Genomic DNA, 19,011 nt, shown 5'->3' with positions numbered 1-19,011 from the left:
TTGGGTAGAAACCACCGAATAAGTGTTTGGAACTGATCAAAAAAGGGGGGAATCCGCTCGAAAAGGAGAAAGTAATCATAAAGAGTGTGCCCCCGCTCGAAAAGGAGGTGGAAGTGATCATAAAAAGTGTGTATCCGCTCGAAAAGGAGGTGAAACTGATCATAAAGAGTGTGTATCCGCTCGAAAAGGAGGTGGAAGTGATCATAAAGACTGTGTATCCGCTCGAAAAGGAGGTGGAAGTGATCAAAAAGTGCGTGCCCCCGCTCGAAAAGGAAGTGAAGTGATCATAAAGTGTGTGAACCCGCTCGAAAAGATGATGGAAGTGATCATAAAGAGTGTGCCCCCGCTCGAAAAGGAGGTGGAAGTGATCATAAAGAGTGTGTATCCGCTCGGAAAGGAGGTGGAAGTGATCATAAAAAGTGTGAACCCGCTCGAAAAGGAAGCGAAAGTGATCATAAAGTGTGTGAACCCGCTCGAAAAGGAGGTGAAAGTGATCATAAAGAGTGTGCCTCCGCTCGAAAACGAAGCGAAAGTGATCAAAAAAAGTGAAGACCCGCTCATAAAGAAAACAGAAGCGCTCATAAAGCAGTAGAATCCGCTCCTAGCAGAGGCAAAAGCGCTCACTATATGTAAGGGCGCCACCTTTAAGAGTAAAAATTCCAATACAAGATAGCCATCACCAAAATAAATACCTTCATTTGACATATAATCAAATCTGTATTACCCTAGATATAACAGATTCTGTTTGGTTGTTAACAATACAGATTGGAGGGGTGACATGCAAATACGGTTAGATCCAAGCAGTGAATTGCAGCTTTATAAACAATTAGCCAATCAATTGATTGAAATGATTGCTACAGGTGAGTTAAAAAACGGTGATACATTACCATCTGTACGTGCCATGGCTACGGATTTAGGAGTCAATGTAAGCACGGTGAGTAAGAGCTATCATGAGCTTGAAGATAAGGGTTTAATTGAATTAAAACCAAAGGCAAAAGCTATTATTATTGGTGGTCAAAAGCGGGAGCTTGAGGAAACAGAGGTGGAAAAAGTAGAAAATGCTTTAAAGCCTATTATGGCGGAAGCTTTTGCTCGTGGGCTCGAAAAAGAACAAATGACAAATTTGTTCCAACGAATTTTAAAACAATGGAAGTAGGGGTAGTATGCTTATAATAGTAGGCATCTTTATCATCGTCGGGATTTTGGAAGCCATGACACCACACTTATCAAGAAAATCGATAGTCTTTGGAGTTTCCATACCAGAACCCTATGTCATGCATCCTCAATTACTGCTTTGGAAGAAAAAGTATAGCCAAATAATAGGTGCTCTTACAGGTCTATTTTTACTCGGACAAATCGGCATATACTTTTCACCCATAAAAGAGGATAAGATGGTTTTAATTTCCTTTATTTTCTTGTATGTTATGCTCCTTCTTTCATCTGGCCTTTACATGAATTACCATGTCAGAACGAAAAAATTAAAGGCACAGGAGCAGTGGGAAGCACACATAAAAATGGTCTACGTTACAGATTTATCTATTCGCCAAAAAGATGAAACACTATCGCCTGTATTTTTTAGCTTACCAATCATTATGACAGTAGCACTCATCACTTTTACGTACATGAATTATGAGGCCATTCCAGATGTTTTTGCGACGCATTGGAATGCAGCAGGCAAGGTAGACGGCTGGACGGAAAAATCATGGATCTCTGTCATCAGTATGCCGCTTCTATTATTAGCGATACAAATCAGCTTTTTCATTCTGGGGCGGGGCATGAAAAGTGCCAAAATACAATTGAGTGCACAAGCCAAAGAAGCGTCGATTCATCGTGAGCTAGCTCATCGTAAATATGGAAGCTGGTATTTAGCTGCGATAAATTTTAGTATGACAATTCTTTTTGTTGTTTTACACTATACAACTGTGATTTTACATGACCAAACAGCCCCATACTTTTTCCCACTTTTTCTTGTTTTTAATGTCGTTACGTTAGGGGGCTTGCTATTACTAATTTGGAAGTTCAGTACAAGTAATGAGCGATTTGATGAAATACATACAAATGAAACAGCTGTAGCAGATGATCAATACTGGAAATGGGGCATATTTTATTGCAACAAAAATGATCCATCCCTATTAGTGCAAAAAAAATACGGAATTGGCTGGACCGTTAATTTTGCCAACAAGTGGAGCTACTTCTTAATTGGTATAACATTATTGCCAATTTTATTGGTGATTTTTATATAGAGAGGAAGATTAGATGAAAAAATGGTTATTGTTATGCTGTACGCTGTTACTCTTAGGGGCTTGTGGGCAAAAAGAGGCGACAGCTGAAAATCAAGAAACAAAAGGGGAACGTGCCATGAGTGAACAGTTTATTGGAAAATGGGAAGGAAATATTGAAACACCTAATGGACCACTACCGATTATCGTTGATTTACAAAAGGAAGCTGGCACATTATCTGTCCCAGCGCAAGGCTTATCGAACTTTCCATTTAAAAGCGTGAGCTATACAGGCGATAAAGTAACAGTGTCCATTCATTTAAACGGCTCTGTGATTGCTATAAATGGAACATTAAAAAATGAGCAAATAGAGGCTACATTCCAACAAAACGGTGCCAAATTCCCATTAATCTTAAAAGCTTATAAAGAGCAACCCGTTACGTACGAAACAATAAAGATTCCTGTTGAAGATGGTAACTTAACCGTAGCATTGCAAAAGGCTAGCGCATCTCCAACGCCAGTGGCACTTATTATTGCTGGTTCTGGACCAACAGATAAGGATGGAAATTCAGCTTTAGCTGGTAAAAATAATAGCTTGAAAATGCTTGCTGAAGGGTTAGCGCAAGAGGGCATTGCGACAGTGCGCTATGATAAGCGTGGACTTGGTGATAATCAAGCACTTTTAACAAAGGAAGAGGATAGCACGTTCGATCAATACGTAGATGATGCAGTACAAATTATCCAAGCATTACAAGCTGATGAAGCTTACTCAAGTATTCACGTTATTGGACATAGCGAAGGTTCGCTCATTGGTTTGCTAGCAGCCCAAAAAACAGATGTAGAGTCCTTTGTCTCGATTGCGGGAGCGGGAAGACCATTGGATGAGGTGCTATTAGAGCAAATAAAAGGTCAGTTACCGCCAAAGCTATTCAACGAATCGACAGACATTTTGAAATCGTTAAAACAAGGTGAGCAAGTGAAAAATGTTTCGCCAGAGCTTCAAGCACTCTTCCGACCATCTGTACAGCCTTTCCTTATTTCCTTGTTAAAGTATCATCCTGCCGATGAGCTTGCCAAAGTGAAAAGTCGTGTATTATTAGTCCAAGGAACAACCGATTTACAAGTGAAAGAAGCCGATGCGGAGGCATTAAAGAATCGCAAACCAGAGGCACAGCTGCTTTATATGGAGGGCATGAATCATGTGCTTAAAAAGGCACCAGTCGATAGTGCCAAAAACTTAGCAACCTATGCAGACCCTTCATTGCCGTTACATGAAGAATTACTACCAGCGATAGAGCAATTTATACAAACGAAAAAGTAGGTTGATTGACTATGGGAGTTCTTGTCTATTTAATAATCATGTTGCCATTTCTCATCTTTGCCATCGTTTTATCACAAGGTAAAGGAGCATTTTTAATTGCCGGCTTTAATACGTTGCCACAAGAAGATAAAAAACAATATGACGAAAAAGCACTAGCAAAATTTATGGGGAAAATGATGTATGGTTATTGTTTTTGCGTTCTCTTGTGGATTCTGGATGAAGTATTTCATACACAGTGGTTATTTAGTATAGGATTTATTCTTTTCATAGCCCTAACGATTTTCTTAATGATTTTTGTGAATACCGGCAATCGTTTCAAAAGATAAATCGTGCAATGACAAGACTAAAATGTACATTTTCCGGTGCTCTTCAGACTGTAGACCAACTCAATGAATTTCGAGTTAGTCTACAATCTTATTTCTTTCGTGATGAATCACCTTGAAAGTTTACTTTTTATCAACATACGAATATGGAGTTCTTTATGTAGAAGGGGATTGGAACGCAGGACGGCGACTCCAGAGGTAAAGCGGGAAAGTCGAGATCCAGGACTGAGAGCAAAGAGGGAAGCAAAATAACGTTCTTTCACTTAATGATCATCATCGTCTCTTTTATAAGTGGTAGTCATCACTGTAATCTCCATCTCCTTCATGAAAAAAAGTGAGTAGCGTTTTCATCCATGAAAATTTGTATAAATTCATCCAGGTAGCTCATAATAACAAAGATTCACTTATGAAATCTATAATGATGAGGAGGATGAAAAATGAGTAGGTTCGAAAATTTAGATCCAAAATCTCAAAAAATCCACCGCAACTGGTCAAGGATTAAGCATTCCAAATCGCAAGTAAATGGTGAAACGGAGATTACCCTCCATAACCGCCTGTTGCGAAGTGAAGCAAAGGCCCGTCAGTTTTAATCATGCTAGAAAAGTAAGTGTCATCAAGCCCAGAAAAAATTCTGGGTTTTTTTTATGGATAAAAATAGAAAGTGGCATGTATTATTATATAAAAAGGAGGATTAAGCTTTGAATATTTCTATTCCTACATATTTACAGTCATTTGCAGAAAACATCCAACAAGAAGATGTTGAAACCCAGTTTCAGCTTCATTCTAGTACAGGCAATCGACAGTTTGAAATTTGGTTTTACGGTGATTTATTAACAATTGAAGACGAACCATTGCCTATCATCACTGGCGAACATGCTAGAATCGTCGCTAAAGATTCTGAAACAACGGAGGAGATCTTACTGTTTGATGCGACCCTACATGGCTATAATGCGCTATTCTGCGATGAATATACAGAAGATCAACGTGTTAATCGTCCGTTAAAGAAATATAATATGCCGGCCACTGAAATAGTCGTCTCATTTTTCTATAATATTGACTATGATGAAGAGGCTGATGACTATCGTTCAGATGACCATGGAAATGTGCTCCTCATCAGTGGACAAACAGCAGACTGGGAAACAATCAAATGCAATGGTTATGATGCTTTTGCTTTTTATGTCAAGAAAGAGGTTGGCACACTACTAGCATTTGCGCAAGAAGAATTAGCCTAGTAGGAAAGGATCGAGGAATGAATGAAACGAATACAATTCACACAAGAAGTAGCTAATGAAATCATCCATTATAATTCAGTGGATGCTTTTTATCGAAAGATCATGAAAACAGAAGAACCTACCAGTATTGGCTTGATCTATATTGAACCAGGCGGTGTCGTAGGTATGCATGAAGCCCCCATTCCACAGCTATTTATTGTTGTTCAGGGTGAAGGTTGGGTTTGCGGTGAAGATGGAGAAAAGATGGTTATAAAAACAGGAGAGGGTGTACTTTGGCAACAAGGACAAGCGCACGAATCAGGCAGTATGACAGGATTAACAGCACTTGTAATCCAGGCAGAGCATCTACATCTTACATAAAGATTGAATTTGTTCGTATAAAAAGCTTAAGAGAGAGCAATAGATGGTGCAAGTCTATTATAGGCTTGGTGTATTAAGTAAATGCACTGTGATTTATAAAGGCCAATTTTCTAATCGTAGAAAATTGATAATCGTTTTTTATTTAAAGCAGTACTTAACTGTGCTAACTAAAAAAGCGACCTTATTGATGAGTTACCTTCGCTAAAAAACGGACTAGATTATCCCGCTTAAAATGAAAATGCCACTTACATATTTTCAAACTAAAGAAAATCAACTACAATAGACGGATGGTAGAAACTCTAAATTCTACCTATTTATCTTTATTTATACAAAATACACTAGAGGAGCACGACGATGAAAAAGAAGTTTTTATCTTTACTCATGACCATAATAATGGTCCTATCCGTTAGCGTATCGGTGTATGCCGATGAAACATCGCCAGTAGCGACAAGAGGAGATATCGTTACAACCTTGTTGACAGCAGCAGATGCTTATCAACCAGGAATTAACAAAGCAACTGTAATACAAGGCTCTAAAAACGGAGATTTAAGAGAGAATGAGCCAGCTAAGAAAGTGGAAGCATTAGTCATGTTGAGCAGAGCATTCGGTGAATTGCCAGAGCCAGTTGGCAATGACCTTCGCAGTGGAACATTTGACATTGAGTTTACAGATGTACCTGCATGGGCAAAAAAAGATATCGATAAACTGACAAAAGCAGGCGTCCTGACGGGTAACGCTGACGGTACCTTAGGTGCAAATGACACGATTACGATTGCTGAATTCCAAAACATCATCGCTAGAATATGGTCACTTAAAGGCTCACATTTAAATGATGATTTTTATGAAGCAATCAATAAAGAATGGTTAAATAAATCAACAATTCCGGTAGGAGAAATCATGGGTGGTGGTTTCCCTGAGCTTCAAAAGGAAAATACCGATAAAATTGAAGAAATAATAAACGCGCTCTCTGGTAAAGAATTTGCAGAAGGCACTAAGGAACAAAAAATTTCCGACTTCTATTCGACAGCGTTAGATACAAAAAATAGAAATAAGCAGGGGATTGAGCCCATCCAAAAATATGTAAAGGCAATTAACGAAGCTAAAACTCTTGATGAACTTGTTCAAGCAGATCTTGCTCAAGAAAAAGAATTAGGACTAAGCTCACTTTTCTGCTTTGCCATCATGAACGATGCAAAGAACAGCAGTGAAAATGCATTGTATTACGCCGGATTAGCAACTGGTTTGGATAAGAACAGTTTTGTTACGGAAGATGCAAATGCAAAAAATGCCTATATTGAATATATGACAAAACTTCTTGTAGTATCTGGCGAGGAAGAGTCTACAGCGAAAGCACTTGCTGAGCAAGTTTACGAAATGGAAAAAAGCTTAGCTTCTGTGTCGCTCGATCCTCATGAACAAGGCGATGTTAATAAATATTATAATCCATATACAATTCAACAATTCGATGACATGTTTAAAACTGTAGATATGAAGCAAGTCTTGACATCTATGAAGGTCGACAGTGCTGATAAAGTAATCGTATTCGATTTAAAGCTGGCGGAAAAAGGTGCGGAAGTCTTGAATGATACGAACCTTCATGTGCTTAAAGCTTACTCGAAAGTGCAATTACTTATGGCAACAGGCAGTTTACTATCAGATGAATTTGGGGACGCTGCTAATGAGTTTGCTGCAACGTTATATGGAGTTACAGGAGAAAAAACAGAACAGGAAAACGCTGTAGCCCTAACAACGAGTACAATGAGCGGATATTTGGAGCAAATGTTTGCCGAGAAACATTTTTCACCAAATGCTAAAAAAGATGTTGAGCAGATGGTAGAGAAGTTAATTACTACGTATGAAGAGAGAATTAAATCTCTTGATTGGATGTCTGAAACAACAAAAGCGAAAGCTATTAAAAAGCTGGATACTATGATCGTTAAAATCGGTTACCCAGATAAGTGGGATGCGGCATTAGATAACGTAGCGATCAAGACTTATGACGAAGGCGGTTCACTGTTCTCTAATACCTTTGCAGTAAACAAAGCATACATTGAGAACACGAAAGCTAAGCTAGGAAAACCGGTGGATAGATCAGAATGGGTAACGAGCGTATACACTGTAAATGCTTTCTACAATGCTCTTAATAACGAAATTACATTCCCTGCTGGTATTCTGCAAGCTCCTTTCTATGATATTAACGCTAAACCTGAAGAAAACTATGGTGCTATTGGCATGGTTATTGGTCATGAAATAAGCCATGCTTTTGATAACAACGGATCTGCCTACGACGAACATGGAAATGCAAATAACTGGTGGACAGATGAGGACTTTGAGAAATTCAAAGATAAAAATCAGAAATTGATTGAGTTTTATAATGCTATTGAGATTATTCCAGGAGTATTGAACGACGGGCAGCTGACACTAAGCGAGAATGTCGCTGATTTAGGTGGGATGGCTGCTTCACTACAAGTTGTCTCTCAAATGAGTAATCCTGATTATAAAGCCTATTTCGAAAGTAATGCAGAAATGTGGAAATCCACAACTACAAAAGAATTTGCAGCGGTTCTGAGCAAAAACGATGTACATTCAGCCAATAAAATTCGAGTAAACCGTACGATTGTAAACTTCCAGCAATTCTATGATACCTATGGAATTAAGGCGGGAGATGGCATGTATGTAGCCCCGGAGGACCGAGTTTCTATCTGGTAAAATTTAATTATATCGATAGCTGACTAAGAAGACCATTTAATGTAAGGCTGTATATTCAAAAACTATAGCTGTTAAAATCAAAAAGACAGATTTAATCGACAAAGCTTGTTGATTAAATTCTGTCTTTTTTCCTGAATCGCTAATCCTACGAGGGCCAGTTATTTTAAGAAAAAGATATCTCAACTAAAATCTTTATCTTATTAAGTATAACCCTGGCGACTGATAATATTGCGCAAAACACTTTTAACTTGTTGAGAAGTCTGCACAATATCATCGCCATTTCTTCACGAGCATCAGGCTTTTACCATATGATATGTTTATTAAAACGCTAGTGTCTCAAAAAGATAATAATAAACTATTTAAGTTTCAGGAGCTGCGTTACCTTCATATATTTAAAACCAACTTTTACTAGGAAATTCTGTACAAAAGTAATGTCATTTTCGTGTATCTATCGTATAATAAGTGTCAACACTTTTCACCTGAAAATCCAATTTTTATCTTTATTGTAATATCCAATCAGTAGAGGGGGATTACTTTCATGCAAGTAGTTGAAAAAGCATTTGGCTATATTACGAGAGAACGTGAGGAACAAATACAAGTACTCGTATTTGAACAAAATACCATAGGGGCAGGTATTCAAGTTCCAAAAGGTACAGTTGAGGAAGGTGAAACACCATTAGAGGCAGTGAAGCGTGAAATGTTGGAGGAGACAGGTCTCACATCGCTTGTCGTCCAGGGACTCATTGCACAGGATTACTTTAATCATCCGTCAGGTATTTTACAGAAGCGATATTTTTTCCATTTAACCACGAATGAATCATCAGATTCTTGGCAGCATCATCCAACGGGATTGAACGAAGGAGACTTACTATTTTCTTTTTATTGGATTTCGGTAGAGCAAGATGCATTGTTGGCGAAGGGGCATGGGGATTATTTATATCGTTTATTAGCCAAGGTGGAAAATTGAGCGTTCAATAATAAAAACCGCGTCATACTAGGCGCGGTTTTCATGTTTCTTCAATTATGCTCGTGCAGCAATCTCCAAAGCTTGTGTGAAATCAGCAATTAAATCCTCTACATGCTCAAGCCCTACAGAAAAACGTAAAAGGCCATCTGTAATCCCACGTTTTGCACGCTCCTCAGGCTCCATAGCAGCATGACTCATCTTTGCTGGGTAGGAAAGAATTGATTCCACTCCCCCAAGTGAGACTGCAAAAACAGGAATTGTCATCGCTTCGACTAATGCTTTTGCAGCTGCATAACTTGGTAGACGGAAAGATAATACAGCTCCAGCACTTGTACATTGTTGCTGATGAATGGCATATCCTGGGTGTGAGGCAAGTCCAGGATAGTAGACTTGTTCCACCAGTGGGTTACTAGCTAAAAATTCTGCAATTTTTTGAGCAGATTCAGCAGAACGACTAAAGCGTACATCGGTTGTTTTAATATTTTGTAATAGTGTGAAAGAATCCTGTACACCTAAAATATTTCCGAATGAATTTTGGATAAAATATAGCTCTTGTCCTAGCTTTTCATCAGCTGTGACTGTTAAGCCAGCAATGATATCAGAATGGCCAGATAAAAACTTTGTTGCACTATGAATGACTACATCAACACCAAGTTCTAATGGCCGCTGGTGTAATGGTGTCATAAAAGTATTATCTAAAAATGTAAGACATTGATGTTGCTTCGCAAGTGCCACTACACCACGAATGTCGGTAATACCTAATGTTGGGTTCGATGGTGTCTCCATATATAATAGTTTTGTAGCAGGGGTTATCGCTGCCTCAACTGCAGCTATATCTGTAAAATCCACAAAACTATGGGAAATGCCAAAACGTGGTAACACTTTCGTTACAAAACGATACGTACCTCCATATACATCCTCCGTCACGACGATATGGTCACCTTGTGATAACAACATGAGTGCTGCTGATACGGCCGCAATTCCAGAAGAGAACGCATGAGCACGAACGCCACCTTCCAGCTCGGCAATAGCTTTTTCTAACGCATCTCTCGTAGGGTTGCCAGAGCGTGCATAGTCATATTCGCCAAACTCATCAATACTTTCTTGGTGGAACGTAGATGATAGATACATAGGAACGTTAACGGCCCCTTTTTGATTCGCATAGCCATCGCGAACCCCTGCGTGAATGAGACTAGTTTCAATACGTTGCTTCATTTTTTATGCCTCTTTTCTAAGGATATCGAACACTTGACGTAAGTCTGCAATTAAATCTTCTGCTTCCTCAATACCAACAGAGAAGCGTAATAAACGATCACAAACGCCGCGTTCAACACGTTCTTCATAAGGCATATCGGCATGTGTTTGTGTAGCCGGATACGTAATAAAGCTTTCGACACCACCTAGACTTTCAGCAAATGTAATTAACTTTAAGTTACGAAGGAATGGATCTATCCATTCAGGCTTTTGCAAACGGAATGACAACATACCACCTTTTCCTGTATAAAGTACATCTGTCACTAATTCCTCTTCCTCTAAATAAGCAGCAATTGCTTTCGCATTCACATCATGTTGTTTTAATCGAAGATGCATTGTTTTTAAGCCGCGAATAAGCAGCCATGAATCCATCGCCCCTAACACCATGCCACTGCCATTATGAATAAAACCAATACGTTCTGCTAATTCTGCGCCTTTCGCTACTACTAGACCAGCTAAGACATCATTATGTCCACCGATATATTTCGTAGCAGAATGTACTACTATGTCTGCCCCTAATTCGATCGGACGTTGGAAGTAAGGAGTATAGAAGGTATTATCGACAATTAATAAAGCTCCGTGCTTATGTGCTAATTCTGCATACACTTGTAAATCAAATTCCTGCATAAGGGGATTTGTCGGTGTTTCAATAAATAATGCACGTGTATTTTCAGTAATTAATGCTTCCACTTGCTCAACTGATTCAAATTTTGAATAGACAGCTTTGATATTATAAGTTTCTTGGAAGAAGTTAAAAAGTCTATATGTACCGCCATATAAATCATCTGGCACCACTAATTCATCGCCTGGTTTAAATATGGATAGGACTAGTTGAATGGCAGCCATCCCAGAGCTACAGGCAAAGCCCATGTCGCCACCTTCTAAATCTGCAATCCCTGCTTCTAAAAGAGCACGTGTTGGATTCTTTGTACGAGTATAGTCAAAGCCAGTAGATTCTCCAATTCCTCCATGTTTATAAGCAGTTGATAAATGAATTGGTGGACTCACAGCACCTGTTGCCGGATCACTTAAATTTCCTAGTTGTACAAGTTTTGTTTCAATACTTCTGTTTAATGTCATGACGTCACTCTTTTCTCCAATATTATTAAAAGCGACAAATTTCGCTTTCAATTTAATAGTATTCTCAATAATTGTTACCAATTTAACATGGATACCCAAGAAGAACAAGGGTGATTTCAGAAAATTAGCTAGATTATTTATTGTTAATCAAGTAGGAATAGTAGGGTATAGAATGTGATGACGTCAAATAAAACGAAGGGAGAGTGGTAATACTATGAAGTGGTAATACTATGAAAGGAAGCAGTGACCACCAAAAGAAGTAAATTTCAACATAGAAGCTCAAAATAAAAGCATCTGCCTCAATGTGACAGATGCTTTTGACCCTTATGTTAGGCTTGTTCTTTTTTTAGCAAGTCGCGAATTTCTTTGAGGAGCTCTTCTTTAGCATCCAGTTCAGGAGCTGGTTCTTCAACAACAGCTTCCTCTTTTTTACGAGTGAGTTTCGTCATGATTCGTAAGGCCATAAAAATAGCAAATGCAATGATTAAAAAATCAATGATTGATTGTAGAAATACACCTAAATTGACTTGGGCTTCACCTGAGCCAAAGACAAAGCTCTTTGTTAAATCAATACCACCTGTTAAAACACCAACTAATGGCATAATGATATTTTCAACTAAGGAGGTAACAATTTTACCGAAAGCACCACCAATAACAACTGCAACTGCTAGATCGACAATATTGCCTTTCATCGCAAATTCTTTAAAGTCTTTCCACAAAATAAATTCCTCCCTATTATTATCCATAAAATTAATCAATCTGTATTTTACTATATTTTTCCCAAACCTTTCAACCGCTTTCGTAGTGAAAATAGTAATCTTGTTTAATAAAGTACATAATTTCAAAAGATTTACTACCTATATCGTAAAATTTGGTAAAATGGATGAAGAATACTAGATTAGGTGTGACTTATGGCAAAGAAAAAGAATAACAAACCGATGTTATCATCAGCCACAAAATTGGGCATGATAGCATTATTAATTCCTATAGCGATAACTGTTTATGTCCTGACATTTTTTGCGTGGAAGGAACTTCAAACACTACCGATTTTCGAAAAACTCGCGCAACAAAAGGCGATTGAAGAAATTCAACAACATTTCGATATGAATATTCCAGAGAAATACATACCTATATATGTAGCGGCTGAGGAGAAATATGGTGTACCATGGACATTACTTGCAGCACACCATCGAATTGAAACACGTTTTTCTACTATAAAAACGATGGTTTCGTCAGCAGGAGCAGAAGGCCATTTGCAATTCATGCCTTGCACATTCGTTGGTTGGAAGCATCCCACTTGTTCAGGGCTAGGTAAAGGTAATATCACGAAGGCAGAATTAATGAACCCAGAAACCATTGCAAAATATGGAGGCTTTGGCGTAGATGCAAATGGAGATGGCATAGCTGACCCATATGATATAGAGGATGCGGTATTTAGCGCAGCTAATTACTTATCTAAATACGGTGCTGCAAAAGGGAATATTAAGAACGCTGTTTTTGAATACAACCATAGCAAAGAATATGTAGAAGATGTGTTGTATTACTACAAATTATATGATGATTATCATGATGATCTCAAAGCGGCTGTTCTTATAAATAATGAATAATAAAGAGCCATCACATTGGATGGCTCTTCATTACATATTTAAGTTGCTTTACGCATACCTTTTAGAATAAGGCTGACGATAAAGATCAGCACGATAGCACCAATTAGTGCTGGGAATACGTAGAAATCACTTACTTTCCAACCCCAGTTCCCTAAAACCATACTACCAATCCAAGAACCAACAATACCTGCAATAATATTCCCAATGATGCCACCAGGTACATCCTTACCTAAAATTACGCCAGCTAACCATCCAAGAATTCCTCCGATGATTAAATACCAAATGAAACTAATCATTATTTTCATCTCCTTAAAATTAAGATATAATGGCGATTACTTAGTTATACCCTGAATGGAGTAGATTAAACGCATTGATCTTGTTTAGTAATTATTACATGCTTTAAATTAGGCTGGGGTATGATGCCTAATTTGCGTTGGCTGGAGGGATGACAGCCAATCCTTCTGCATAATTTATTGTGAAAATGTCCACATTAAATACAATACTTCTATATGGTCCATACATCGAATGAATCGCTTACTTCTATAGTATGTTCACAAATGAAATTTGTACCAGTATCTACAAGCTACGCCAACTCCCCATTGTAAGTAGTATAAAATCAACCATCTAACTAAATTATTTGCAAGAACAGACTGTTCATTCGCGACAACCTACATTTTTGTTGATGCAGAATTTCAATTTCCTATCACCTATATGCATGTTCATTTTCCGTATTTGTTATAGGCTATTATTCATAGTTACCTAATCATTTTTCATTTTAGTGAAAGGAAAAATGGGAAAATCATCACTTTTTGAATAGTTTGAAAATTTTGTTTAAAACGATTATAATGTAGGAAAAGGAGCGTGTTATTTATGAATATGGCTGTCATGAAACGTTTGAATCGTCAAGGTTTTCTTATCGCTGGTTTGCATTTGTTAGTTTTACTAAATCTTGCAGCCGATTTCTTATACACATCGTAACAATTAAATAGAAAGGTGAATAAAATGTTTGTCTCATTCTAAAACAACCGTGTCGTGTAAATTATTTGCAGCTCACGGTTGTTTTTATTTTGACCAAATAACTGAAAAGAGGGATTTTTCTGCCAAATGTCAAATACATAGACATATAGGGGAGGGGTATGATGACGCTAAGATTAGATCAAGCATTCATTGATGTGGAGAGACCTTTTGCATGGTTGGACTTAGATGCGCTGGATAAAAATATCCAAATTGTACAAGATGCCTGTGGCGAGAAACAAATTCGCATTGCGACAAAATCGATTCGTTCTGTCGACGTGCTCCGGTATGTTCAAAAAAACCTCGCACAGGTTGTAGGATTTATGACGTTCACGGCTGCCGAGACGATTTTCTTACTTCAGCAGCAATTTGATGATGTATTACTAGGCTATCCGGTAATGGAGGAAGCGTCTATTCGCCGCTTGTTGCAATTCGTCAAAGAAGGAAAAACGGTTACTTTTATGGTTGATCGACAGGAACATGTCCAATTATTGGCGAGGTTAGGGGAAGAAATAGATGTACGTGTACAAATCTGTATCGATATCAATGTGTCGAATGATTTTAAAGTATTGTATTTTGGAACAAAGCGTTCCTCATTATATTCGCTTGAGACGTTAACTCCTTTCTTACAATATATTCAAAAAAATCCTTTCTTGGAAGTTGTTGGAGCGATGGGCTATGAGGCCCAAATTGCAGGGGTTGGTAATCGTCCTGCAAATGCTTTAAAAGGTAGGGTCATAGACGCCATGCAAGTGCAGGCCAAAAAACAAGTTACACAATTCCGTCGACTAGCTATTGCCCATATTAAAGCGTATTTTCCAAACCTACGCTTTGTTAATGGTGGTGGCTCTGGGAGTATGTCTTACACCGCCAAGCAAAAAGAAGTGACTGAAATTACTGTAGGATCTGCATTTTACGCTCCTGGACTATTCGATCAATTTACTCATTTACAGCTAGAAAAAGCAGCTGGATTTGCTTTAAGGGTGACGAGAAAGCCTGAAAAAAATATCGTTGTTTGTCACGGAGGGGGCTATACGGCTTCAGGTGCAGTAAACATGGACCGCTTGCCAGTATTCTATGAACCTACCACATTCGCATATCTTACCTTAGAGGGAGCCGGTGAGGTGCAAACACCTATTAAGGTCAAAGGAAAAACGGTCAATATTGGCGATACAATTTATTTTCGACATGCCAAAGCAGGAGAGCTTTGTGAGCGTTTCCAAGTGCTACATGGTATTCGAGGGGACAAGTATATCGGGCGTTACACAACTTACAGGGGGGATGGCCAATGTTTTCTATAGAAAAATGGCGAAATGGAGAAAAATGGACTAACTGGGCAGAGAATGTTATTTCATATCCAAGCGAAATGTATGCACCACATTCTATTGAAGAAGTTTCAACTATTGTAAAACAAGCACGCGAAACAGGAAAATCGATTCGTGTCACAGGTGCAGCTCATTCATTTAGCGCTGTGGCAATGCCGGAGCATATAGCTATTTCCCTACATAATATGCGTGGATTAATTGCTGTAAATGAGGAAAGGCAGGAGGCAACTTTGTGGGCTGGAACCTATCTCTATGAAATGGGTCCAATGCTGGCAAAACATGGCTTTGCTTTAATCAATATGGGGGATATTCAGGAGCAAACGATTGCAGGGGCAGTATCGACCGGCACACATGGTACAGGTGTTACACTAGGTTCATTGTCATCTGCAGTTATGGCATGGGGCTTTGTAGATGGAAAGGGTACTTATCATGAGCACAGGAGAGGGATGGACGATGTATCCGAAGCCCTTCATGTATCATTAGGTATGCTTGGTATTCTTGTCAAAGTTACGGTCAAGGTAATGCCACTATATGGCTTACATTATGTGGGGGCAAGAGAGACATTGAGCAATGGACTTACTACATTTGCTGAGGATATTCGTCTACATCGACATGTAGAGTGGTTTTATTTCCCTGGAAGTGAGACGATTCAAGTAAAGCGAATGAATGCTGTAGCGCCTATCTATCAAAGTGAATGGAATAAGAGAATTGAAACTCTAAAACTTCAAATAGTAGAAAATGGTGCTTTCTTTGCTATGTCAGAGCTATGTAAATGGAAACCTTCGTTAAGTGGTACGATGAGTAAAATAGCTGCTGCTAATGTCGTGGAAAGTGAAAAAGTAGGAATAAGCTATGAAATTTATCCTTCACCTCGTAGTGTAAAGTTTCAAGAGAGTGAATATGCCATCCCGTTATCTCACTTTGAAGCCTGTTTAGAAGAAATTCATGCAACCTTTAAAAAAGGCCTTTTTGATGTACATTTTCCATTAGAGTGTCGAACAACTGCGGGTGAAGCAGGTTTTTTAAGTCCTACGCAGGGGCGTGAGTCAGCCTTTATAGCTTTTCATATGTATAAAGGGATGTCGGAGGAGCCTTATTTTAAATGGGTGCATACATTGATGCAAAAATATGAAGGTCGGCCTCATTGGGGAAAACAACATCATTTAACAGCACAAAAAGTGTATGAGTTATATCCGGAGATCGAAAAGTTTTTAACGGTTCGGCAGCAGTATGATCCAGATCAAGTATTTTTTACAGGATACTTAAAAAAACTGTTTCTATTGTAAGCGCTCTCTCTATTTTTATATGATTCCACCTTGTCCTAGTATTTGGTAGGTCTATTATTTATTCATTTTTGTTTTTATCAGAAAAATTTAAATTTGAACGAAATGTCAAAATTTTTATCAAAGCGAGATAAAACTTATGCTTAATCAGCATGTAAACGATTTCAATTTTGACAGATTTTTTGAATTGTTTAAACAATTCAAAAAATAGTGTTGACGAGACCTTTTTTTCGTACTATGATAACAACAATTTAACACGTTCGTTACAGCAGTGATCGACTAGAAAGCTGTTAATCTATAAATAAAAACAAAAGAGACAGAACATTTTGATTATAGTGACGAACAAAGTATGGAAAGCAATGAGGGGCGTTTAAAATGAGAAGTGACATGATTAAAGTAGGCGTAGATCGAGCGCCACATCGAAGTCTTTTATATGCAACAGGCAAAGTAAAAGCAAAAGATTTAGGCAAACCATTTATTGGGGTTTGTAACTCTTATATCGACATAATACCAGGTCACGTTCATTTACGTACGTTCGCTGATGTAGTGAAAGAAGCTATTATTGAAGCGGGTGGTATTCCATTCGAATTTAATACAATTGGTGTCGATGATGGTATTGCAATGGGGCATATTGGGATGCGTTATTCATTACCTAGTCGTGAAATTATAGCAGACTCAGCTGAGACGGTTATTAATGCACACTGGTTTGATGGTGTTTTTTATATTCCAAACTGTGACAAAATTACACCTGGTATGCTTATGGCAGCAGTTCGTACGAATGTACCATCTATCTTTGTTTCGGGTGGTCCAATGGAGGCCGGTACCTCTGCTACAGGTAAGCAGCTTTCCCTCACATCAGTTTTTGAAGGAGTAGGGGCTCATAAATCAGGGAAAATGTCAGCTGAAGAGCTGTTAGATATTGAAAATAATGCATGTCCAACATGTGGTTCATGCTCAGGTATGTTTACAGCAAACTCCATGAACTGCTTAATGGAAATGCTAGGTGTCGCATTACCAGGGAATGGTACAATCGTAGCTACTTCTGAAGAGCGTCACCAGCTGATTAAAGAAGCAGCTAAACAATTAATTCGTATGGTAAAAGAAGATATTAAGCCACGCGATATTATTACAAAAGAAGCTATTGATGATGCATTTGCTCTTGATATGGCAATGGGTGGCTCAACAAACACTGTTCTTCATACATTAGCCATTGCGAATGAAGCAGAAATAGACTATAACATTGAAGATATTAATAAAGTAGCGGAACGAGTACCGTATTTAGCAAAAATTATGCCTGCTTCGGATATTTCAATGGATGACATCAATAAAGCCGGTGGAGTTAGCGCTATTATTAACGAATTAACAACGATTCCAGGTGCTATTCACCCAGATCGTCCTACAGTTGCAGGAGTGACAATGGGAGAACTTGTTAAAGATTATCACATCACGAATGATCAAGTCATTCGAACAAAAGACAATCCATATAGTGCTGTAGGTGGGTTATCCGTATTATTCGGTAACATCGCACCGGATGGTTCTGTTATTAAAGTAGGGGCGGTTGATCCTTCCATCCAAGTATTCAAAGGCGAAGCAATCGTTTTTGATTCACAAGAAGCAGCCCAAGAGAATATTGATAATGGAACAGTTAAAGAGGGCCATGTAGTCGTCATTCGCTACGAGGGACCTAAAGGTGGCCCGGGGATGCCAGAAATGCTTGCACCTACCTCTGCGATTCAAGGTCGTGGTCTTGGTACAAAGGTTGCTTTAATCACAGATGGTCGTTTCTCAGGAGCATCTCGAGGTATTTCAATTGGACATATTTCACCAGAAGCAGCTGAAGGTGGTCCAATCGCTTTAGTTGAAAATGGAGATATTATTGAAATTGATCTACCAAATCGTACGATTAATTTACAAGTTTCAGATGAAGTTTTAGCTGAACGTCGTGCAAAATTACCAGTCTTTGAGCCAAAAATTAAACGAGGTTGGCTAGCAAGATATTCAAAATTAGTGACGAACGCCTCAACTGGCGGCGTAATGAAAATTTAACAACTAAATATATGAAAACGTTGATGAGGTTAAAGGTTCTAGAGCCTTGTATCTACCAGAGAGCCGGTCGTGCTGGAAGCCGGCGATACAACTAGATCCGACATCCCCTCGGAGTGGGCTATTAAACGTGTTTACACCATTAGATAGCTCCGGGCATAGTCGAAAGTGCTCGTTATTAATGAATAAATGTTTTATGACACTCTATTGGATGCGAATTCTTTCGCATTGGTGCATAAATGCAATCATTTATTCGCGAGGTAGCAATTATTTG

At 38.5% G+C, this 19,011-nt stretch carries 19 protein-coding genes; 15 read left to right on the top strand and 4 right to left on the bottom strand.

What is annotated here, in order from left to right:
• Window positions 1-26 precede the first annotated feature (26 nt).
• The 11 genes from MKY49_RS13710 (at window position 27) to MKY49_RS13660 (ending at window position 9,131) form a co-directional block, all read left to right on the top strand.
• Window positions 27-284, top strand: coding sequence for a hypothetical protein (locus tag MKY49_RS13710; protein ID WP_341386499.1), 258 nt, complete (start codon window positions 27-29; stop codon window positions 282-284).
• Window positions 285-364: 80 nt separating this feature from the next.
• A complete protein-coding gene (locus MKY49_RS13705; RefSeq protein WP_341386497.1) occupies window positions 365-592 on the top strand; it encodes a hypothetical protein in 228 nt (75 codons plus the stop codon).
• 186 nt (window positions 593-778) lie between these two features.
• Window positions 779-1,156, top strand: a complete 378-nt coding sequence (locus tag MKY49_RS13700) for a GntR family transcriptional regulator (RefSeq protein ID WP_322611924.1) — start codon at window positions 779-781, stop codon at window positions 1,154-1,156.
• 7 nt (window positions 1,157-1,163) lie between these two features.
• The gene (locus MKY49_RS13695; RefSeq protein ID WP_274793527.1) at window positions 1,164-2,243 is read left to right on the top strand and encodes a DUF1648 domain-containing protein; all 1,080 of its coding nucleotides are present in this window, start codon (window positions 1,164-1,166) and stop codon (window positions 2,241-2,243) included.
• A gap of 13 nt (window positions 2,244-2,256) precedes the next feature.
• Window positions 2,257-3,540: an alpha/beta hydrolase gene (locus tag MKY49_RS13690; protein WP_341386496.1), complete on the top strand. Its 1,284-nt coding sequence runs from the start codon at window positions 2,257-2,259 to the stop codon at window positions 3,538-3,540.
• Between the two features lie 11 nt (window positions 3,541-3,551).
• Window positions 3,552-3,866 (top strand): DUF3784 domain-containing protein, encoded by a 315-nt coding sequence (locus MKY49_RS13685; protein ID WP_274793525.1) that lies wholly within the window; start codon window positions 3,552-3,554, stop codon window positions 3,864-3,866.
• A 434-nt stretch (window positions 3,867-4,300) separates the two neighbouring features.
• On the top strand, window positions 4,301-4,453 hold the full coding sequence (locus MKY49_RS13680; RefSeq protein ID WP_274793524.1) for a YpzG family protein: 153 nt from the start codon (window positions 4,301-4,303) through the stop codon (window positions 4,451-4,453).
• Window positions 4,454-4,561: 108 nt separating this feature from the next.
• The gene (locus MKY49_RS13675; protein ID WP_341386495.1) at window positions 4,562-5,095 is read left to right on the top strand and encodes a hypothetical protein; all 534 of its coding nucleotides are present in this window, start codon (window positions 4,562-4,564) and stop codon (window positions 5,093-5,095) included.
• Between the two features lie 21 nt (window positions 5,096-5,116).
• Window positions 5,117-5,455 (top strand): cupin domain-containing protein, encoded by a 339-nt coding sequence (locus tag MKY49_RS13670; protein WP_274793522.1) that lies wholly within the window; start codon window positions 5,117-5,119, stop codon window positions 5,453-5,455.
• Window positions 5,456-5,809: 354 nt separating this feature from the next.
• The gene (locus tag MKY49_RS13665; protein WP_341386494.1) at window positions 5,810-8,164 is read left to right on the top strand and encodes a M13-type metalloendopeptidase; all 2,355 of its coding nucleotides are present in this window, start codon (window positions 5,810-5,812) and stop codon (window positions 8,162-8,164) included.
• Window positions 8,165-8,702: 538 nt separating this feature from the next.
• Window positions 8,703-9,131: an NUDIX hydrolase gene (locus tag MKY49_RS13660; protein ID WP_341386493.1), complete on the top strand. Its 429-nt coding sequence runs from the start codon at window positions 8,703-8,705 to the stop codon at window positions 9,129-9,131.
• 54 nt (window positions 9,132-9,185) lie between these two features.
• Here MKY49_RS13660 and MKY49_RS13655 read toward each other — a convergent pair whose 3' ends face one another.
• The 3 genes from MKY49_RS13655 to mscL form a co-directional block, all read right to left on the bottom strand.
• The gene (locus MKY49_RS13655; RefSeq protein WP_322611930.1) at window positions 9,186-10,346 is read right to left on the bottom strand and encodes an aminotransferase class I/II-fold pyridoxal phosphate-dependent enzyme; all 1,161 of its coding nucleotides are present in this window, start codon (window positions 10,344-10,346) and stop codon (window positions 9,186-9,188) included.
• Between the two features lie 3 nt (window positions 10,347-10,349).
• Window positions 10,350-11,465, bottom strand: coding sequence for a methionine biosynthesis PLP-dependent protein (locus tag MKY49_RS13650; RefSeq protein ID WP_322605544.1), 1,116 nt, complete (start codon window positions 11,463-11,465; stop codon window positions 10,350-10,352).
• A 329-nt stretch (window positions 11,466-11,794) separates the two neighbouring features.
• A complete protein-coding gene (mscL, locus tag MKY49_RS13645) occupies window positions 11,795-12,184 on the bottom strand; it encodes a large conductance mechanosensitive channel protein MscL (RefSeq protein ID WP_274793517.1) in 390 nt (129 codons plus the stop codon).
• 192 nt (window positions 12,185-12,376) lie between these two features.
• Here mscL and MKY49_RS13640 point away from each other — a divergent pair, with 192 nt between their 5' ends.
• Window positions 12,377-13,072 (top strand): lytic transglycosylase domain-containing protein, encoded by a 696-nt coding sequence (locus MKY49_RS13640; protein ID WP_274793516.1) that lies wholly within the window; start codon window positions 12,377-12,379, stop codon window positions 13,070-13,072.
• 38 nt (window positions 13,073-13,110) lie between these two features.
• Here MKY49_RS13640 and MKY49_RS13635 read toward each other — a convergent pair whose 3' ends face one another.
• Window positions 13,111-13,368 (bottom strand): GlsB/YeaQ/YmgE family stress response membrane protein, encoded by a 258-nt coding sequence (locus MKY49_RS13635; protein WP_274793515.1) that lies wholly within the window; start codon window positions 13,366-13,368, stop codon window positions 13,111-13,113.
• Window positions 13,369-14,211: 843 nt separating this feature from the next.
• Between MKY49_RS13635 and MKY49_RS13630 the strand changes: the two genes are divergently transcribed.
• From MKY49_RS13630 to ilvD, 3 genes are all read left to right on the top strand, one after another.
• Window positions 14,212-15,387, top strand: coding sequence for an amino acid deaminase/aldolase (locus MKY49_RS13630; RefSeq protein WP_341386492.1), 1,176 nt, complete (start codon window positions 14,212-14,214; stop codon window positions 15,385-15,387).
• The gene (locus MKY49_RS13625; RefSeq protein ID WP_341386491.1) at window positions 15,375-16,697 is read left to right on the top strand and encodes a D-arabinono-1,4-lactone oxidase; all 1,323 of its coding nucleotides are present in this window, start codon (window positions 15,375-15,377) and stop codon (window positions 16,695-16,697) included. Before MKY49_RS13630 ends, MKY49_RS13625 begins: the two co-directional genes overlap by 13 nt.
• Window positions 16,698-17,069: 372 nt before the next feature.
• Window positions 17,070-18,740: a dihydroxy-acid dehydratase gene (ilvD, locus tag MKY49_RS13620; protein WP_274793512.1), complete on the top strand. Its 1,671-nt coding sequence runs from the start codon at window positions 17,070-17,072 to the stop codon at window positions 18,738-18,740.
• The last annotated feature ends 271 nt before the right edge of the window (window positions 18,741-19,011 follow it).

The sequence above is a fragment of the Lysinibacillus sp. FSL M8-0134 genome (genome assembly GCF_038069745.1).
Classification (GTDB): Bacteria; Bacillota; Bacilli; order Bacillales_A; family Planococcaceae; genus Lysinibacillus; species Lysinibacillus irui.
Note: the sequence above shows the minus strand (reverse complement) of the source record. Positions and strands in the feature narration are given on the sequence as shown.

Coding starts and splice junctions, on each gene's coding strand:
- MKY49_RS13660 (WP_341386493.1), top strand. CDS start 8,703: ATGCAAGTAGTTGAAAAAGCATTTGGCTATATTACGAGAGAACGTGAG.
- MKY49_RS13665 (WP_341386494.1), top strand. CDS start 5,810: ATGAAAAAGAAGTTTTTATCTTTACTCATGACCATAATAATGGTCCTA.
- MKY49_RS13635 (WP_274793515.1), bottom strand. CDS start 13,368: ATGATTAGTTTCATTTGGTATTTAATCATCGGAGGAATTCTTGGATGG.
- MKY49_RS13640 (WP_274793516.1), top strand. CDS start 12,377: ATGGCAAAGAAAAAGAATAACAAACCGATGTTATCATCAGCCACAAAA.
- MKY49_RS13685 (WP_274793525.1), top strand. CDS start 3,552: ATGGGAGTTCTTGTCTATTTAATAATCATGTTGCCATTTCTCATCTTT.
- MKY49_RS13695 (WP_274793527.1), top strand. CDS start 1,164: ATGCTTATAATAGTAGGCATCTTTATCATCGTCGGGATTTTGGAAGCC.
- MKY49_RS13630 (WP_341386492.1), top strand. CDS start 14,212: ATGACGCTAAGATTAGATCAAGCATTCATTGATGTGGAGAGACCTTTT.
- ilvD (WP_274793512.1), top strand. CDS start 17,070: ATGAGAAGTGACATGATTAAAGTAGGCGTAGATCGAGCGCCACATCGA.
- MKY49_RS13700 (WP_322611924.1), top strand. CDS start 779: ATGCAAATACGGTTAGATCCAAGCAGTGAATTGCAGCTTTATAAACAA.
- MKY49_RS13680 (WP_274793524.1), top strand. CDS start 4,301: ATGAGTAGGTTCGAAAATTTAGATCCAAAATCTCAAAAAATCCACCGC.
- MKY49_RS13670 (WP_274793522.1), top strand. CDS start 5,117: ATGAAACGAATACAATTCACACAAGAAGTAGCTAATGAAATCATCCAT.
- MKY49_RS13690 (WP_341386496.1), top strand. CDS start 2,257: ATGAAAAAATGGTTATTGTTATGCTGTACGCTGTTACTCTTAGGGGCT.
- MKY49_RS13655 (WP_322611930.1), bottom strand. CDS start 10,346: ATGAAGCAACGTATTGAAACTAGTCTCATTCACGCAGGGGTTCGCGAT.
- MKY49_RS13625 (WP_341386491.1), top strand. CDS start 15,375: ATGTTTTCTATAGAAAAATGGCGAAATGGAGAAAAATGGACTAACTGG.
- MKY49_RS13650 (WP_322605544.1), bottom strand. CDS start 11,465: ATGACATTAAACAGAAGTATTGAAACAAAACTTGTACAACTAGGAAAT.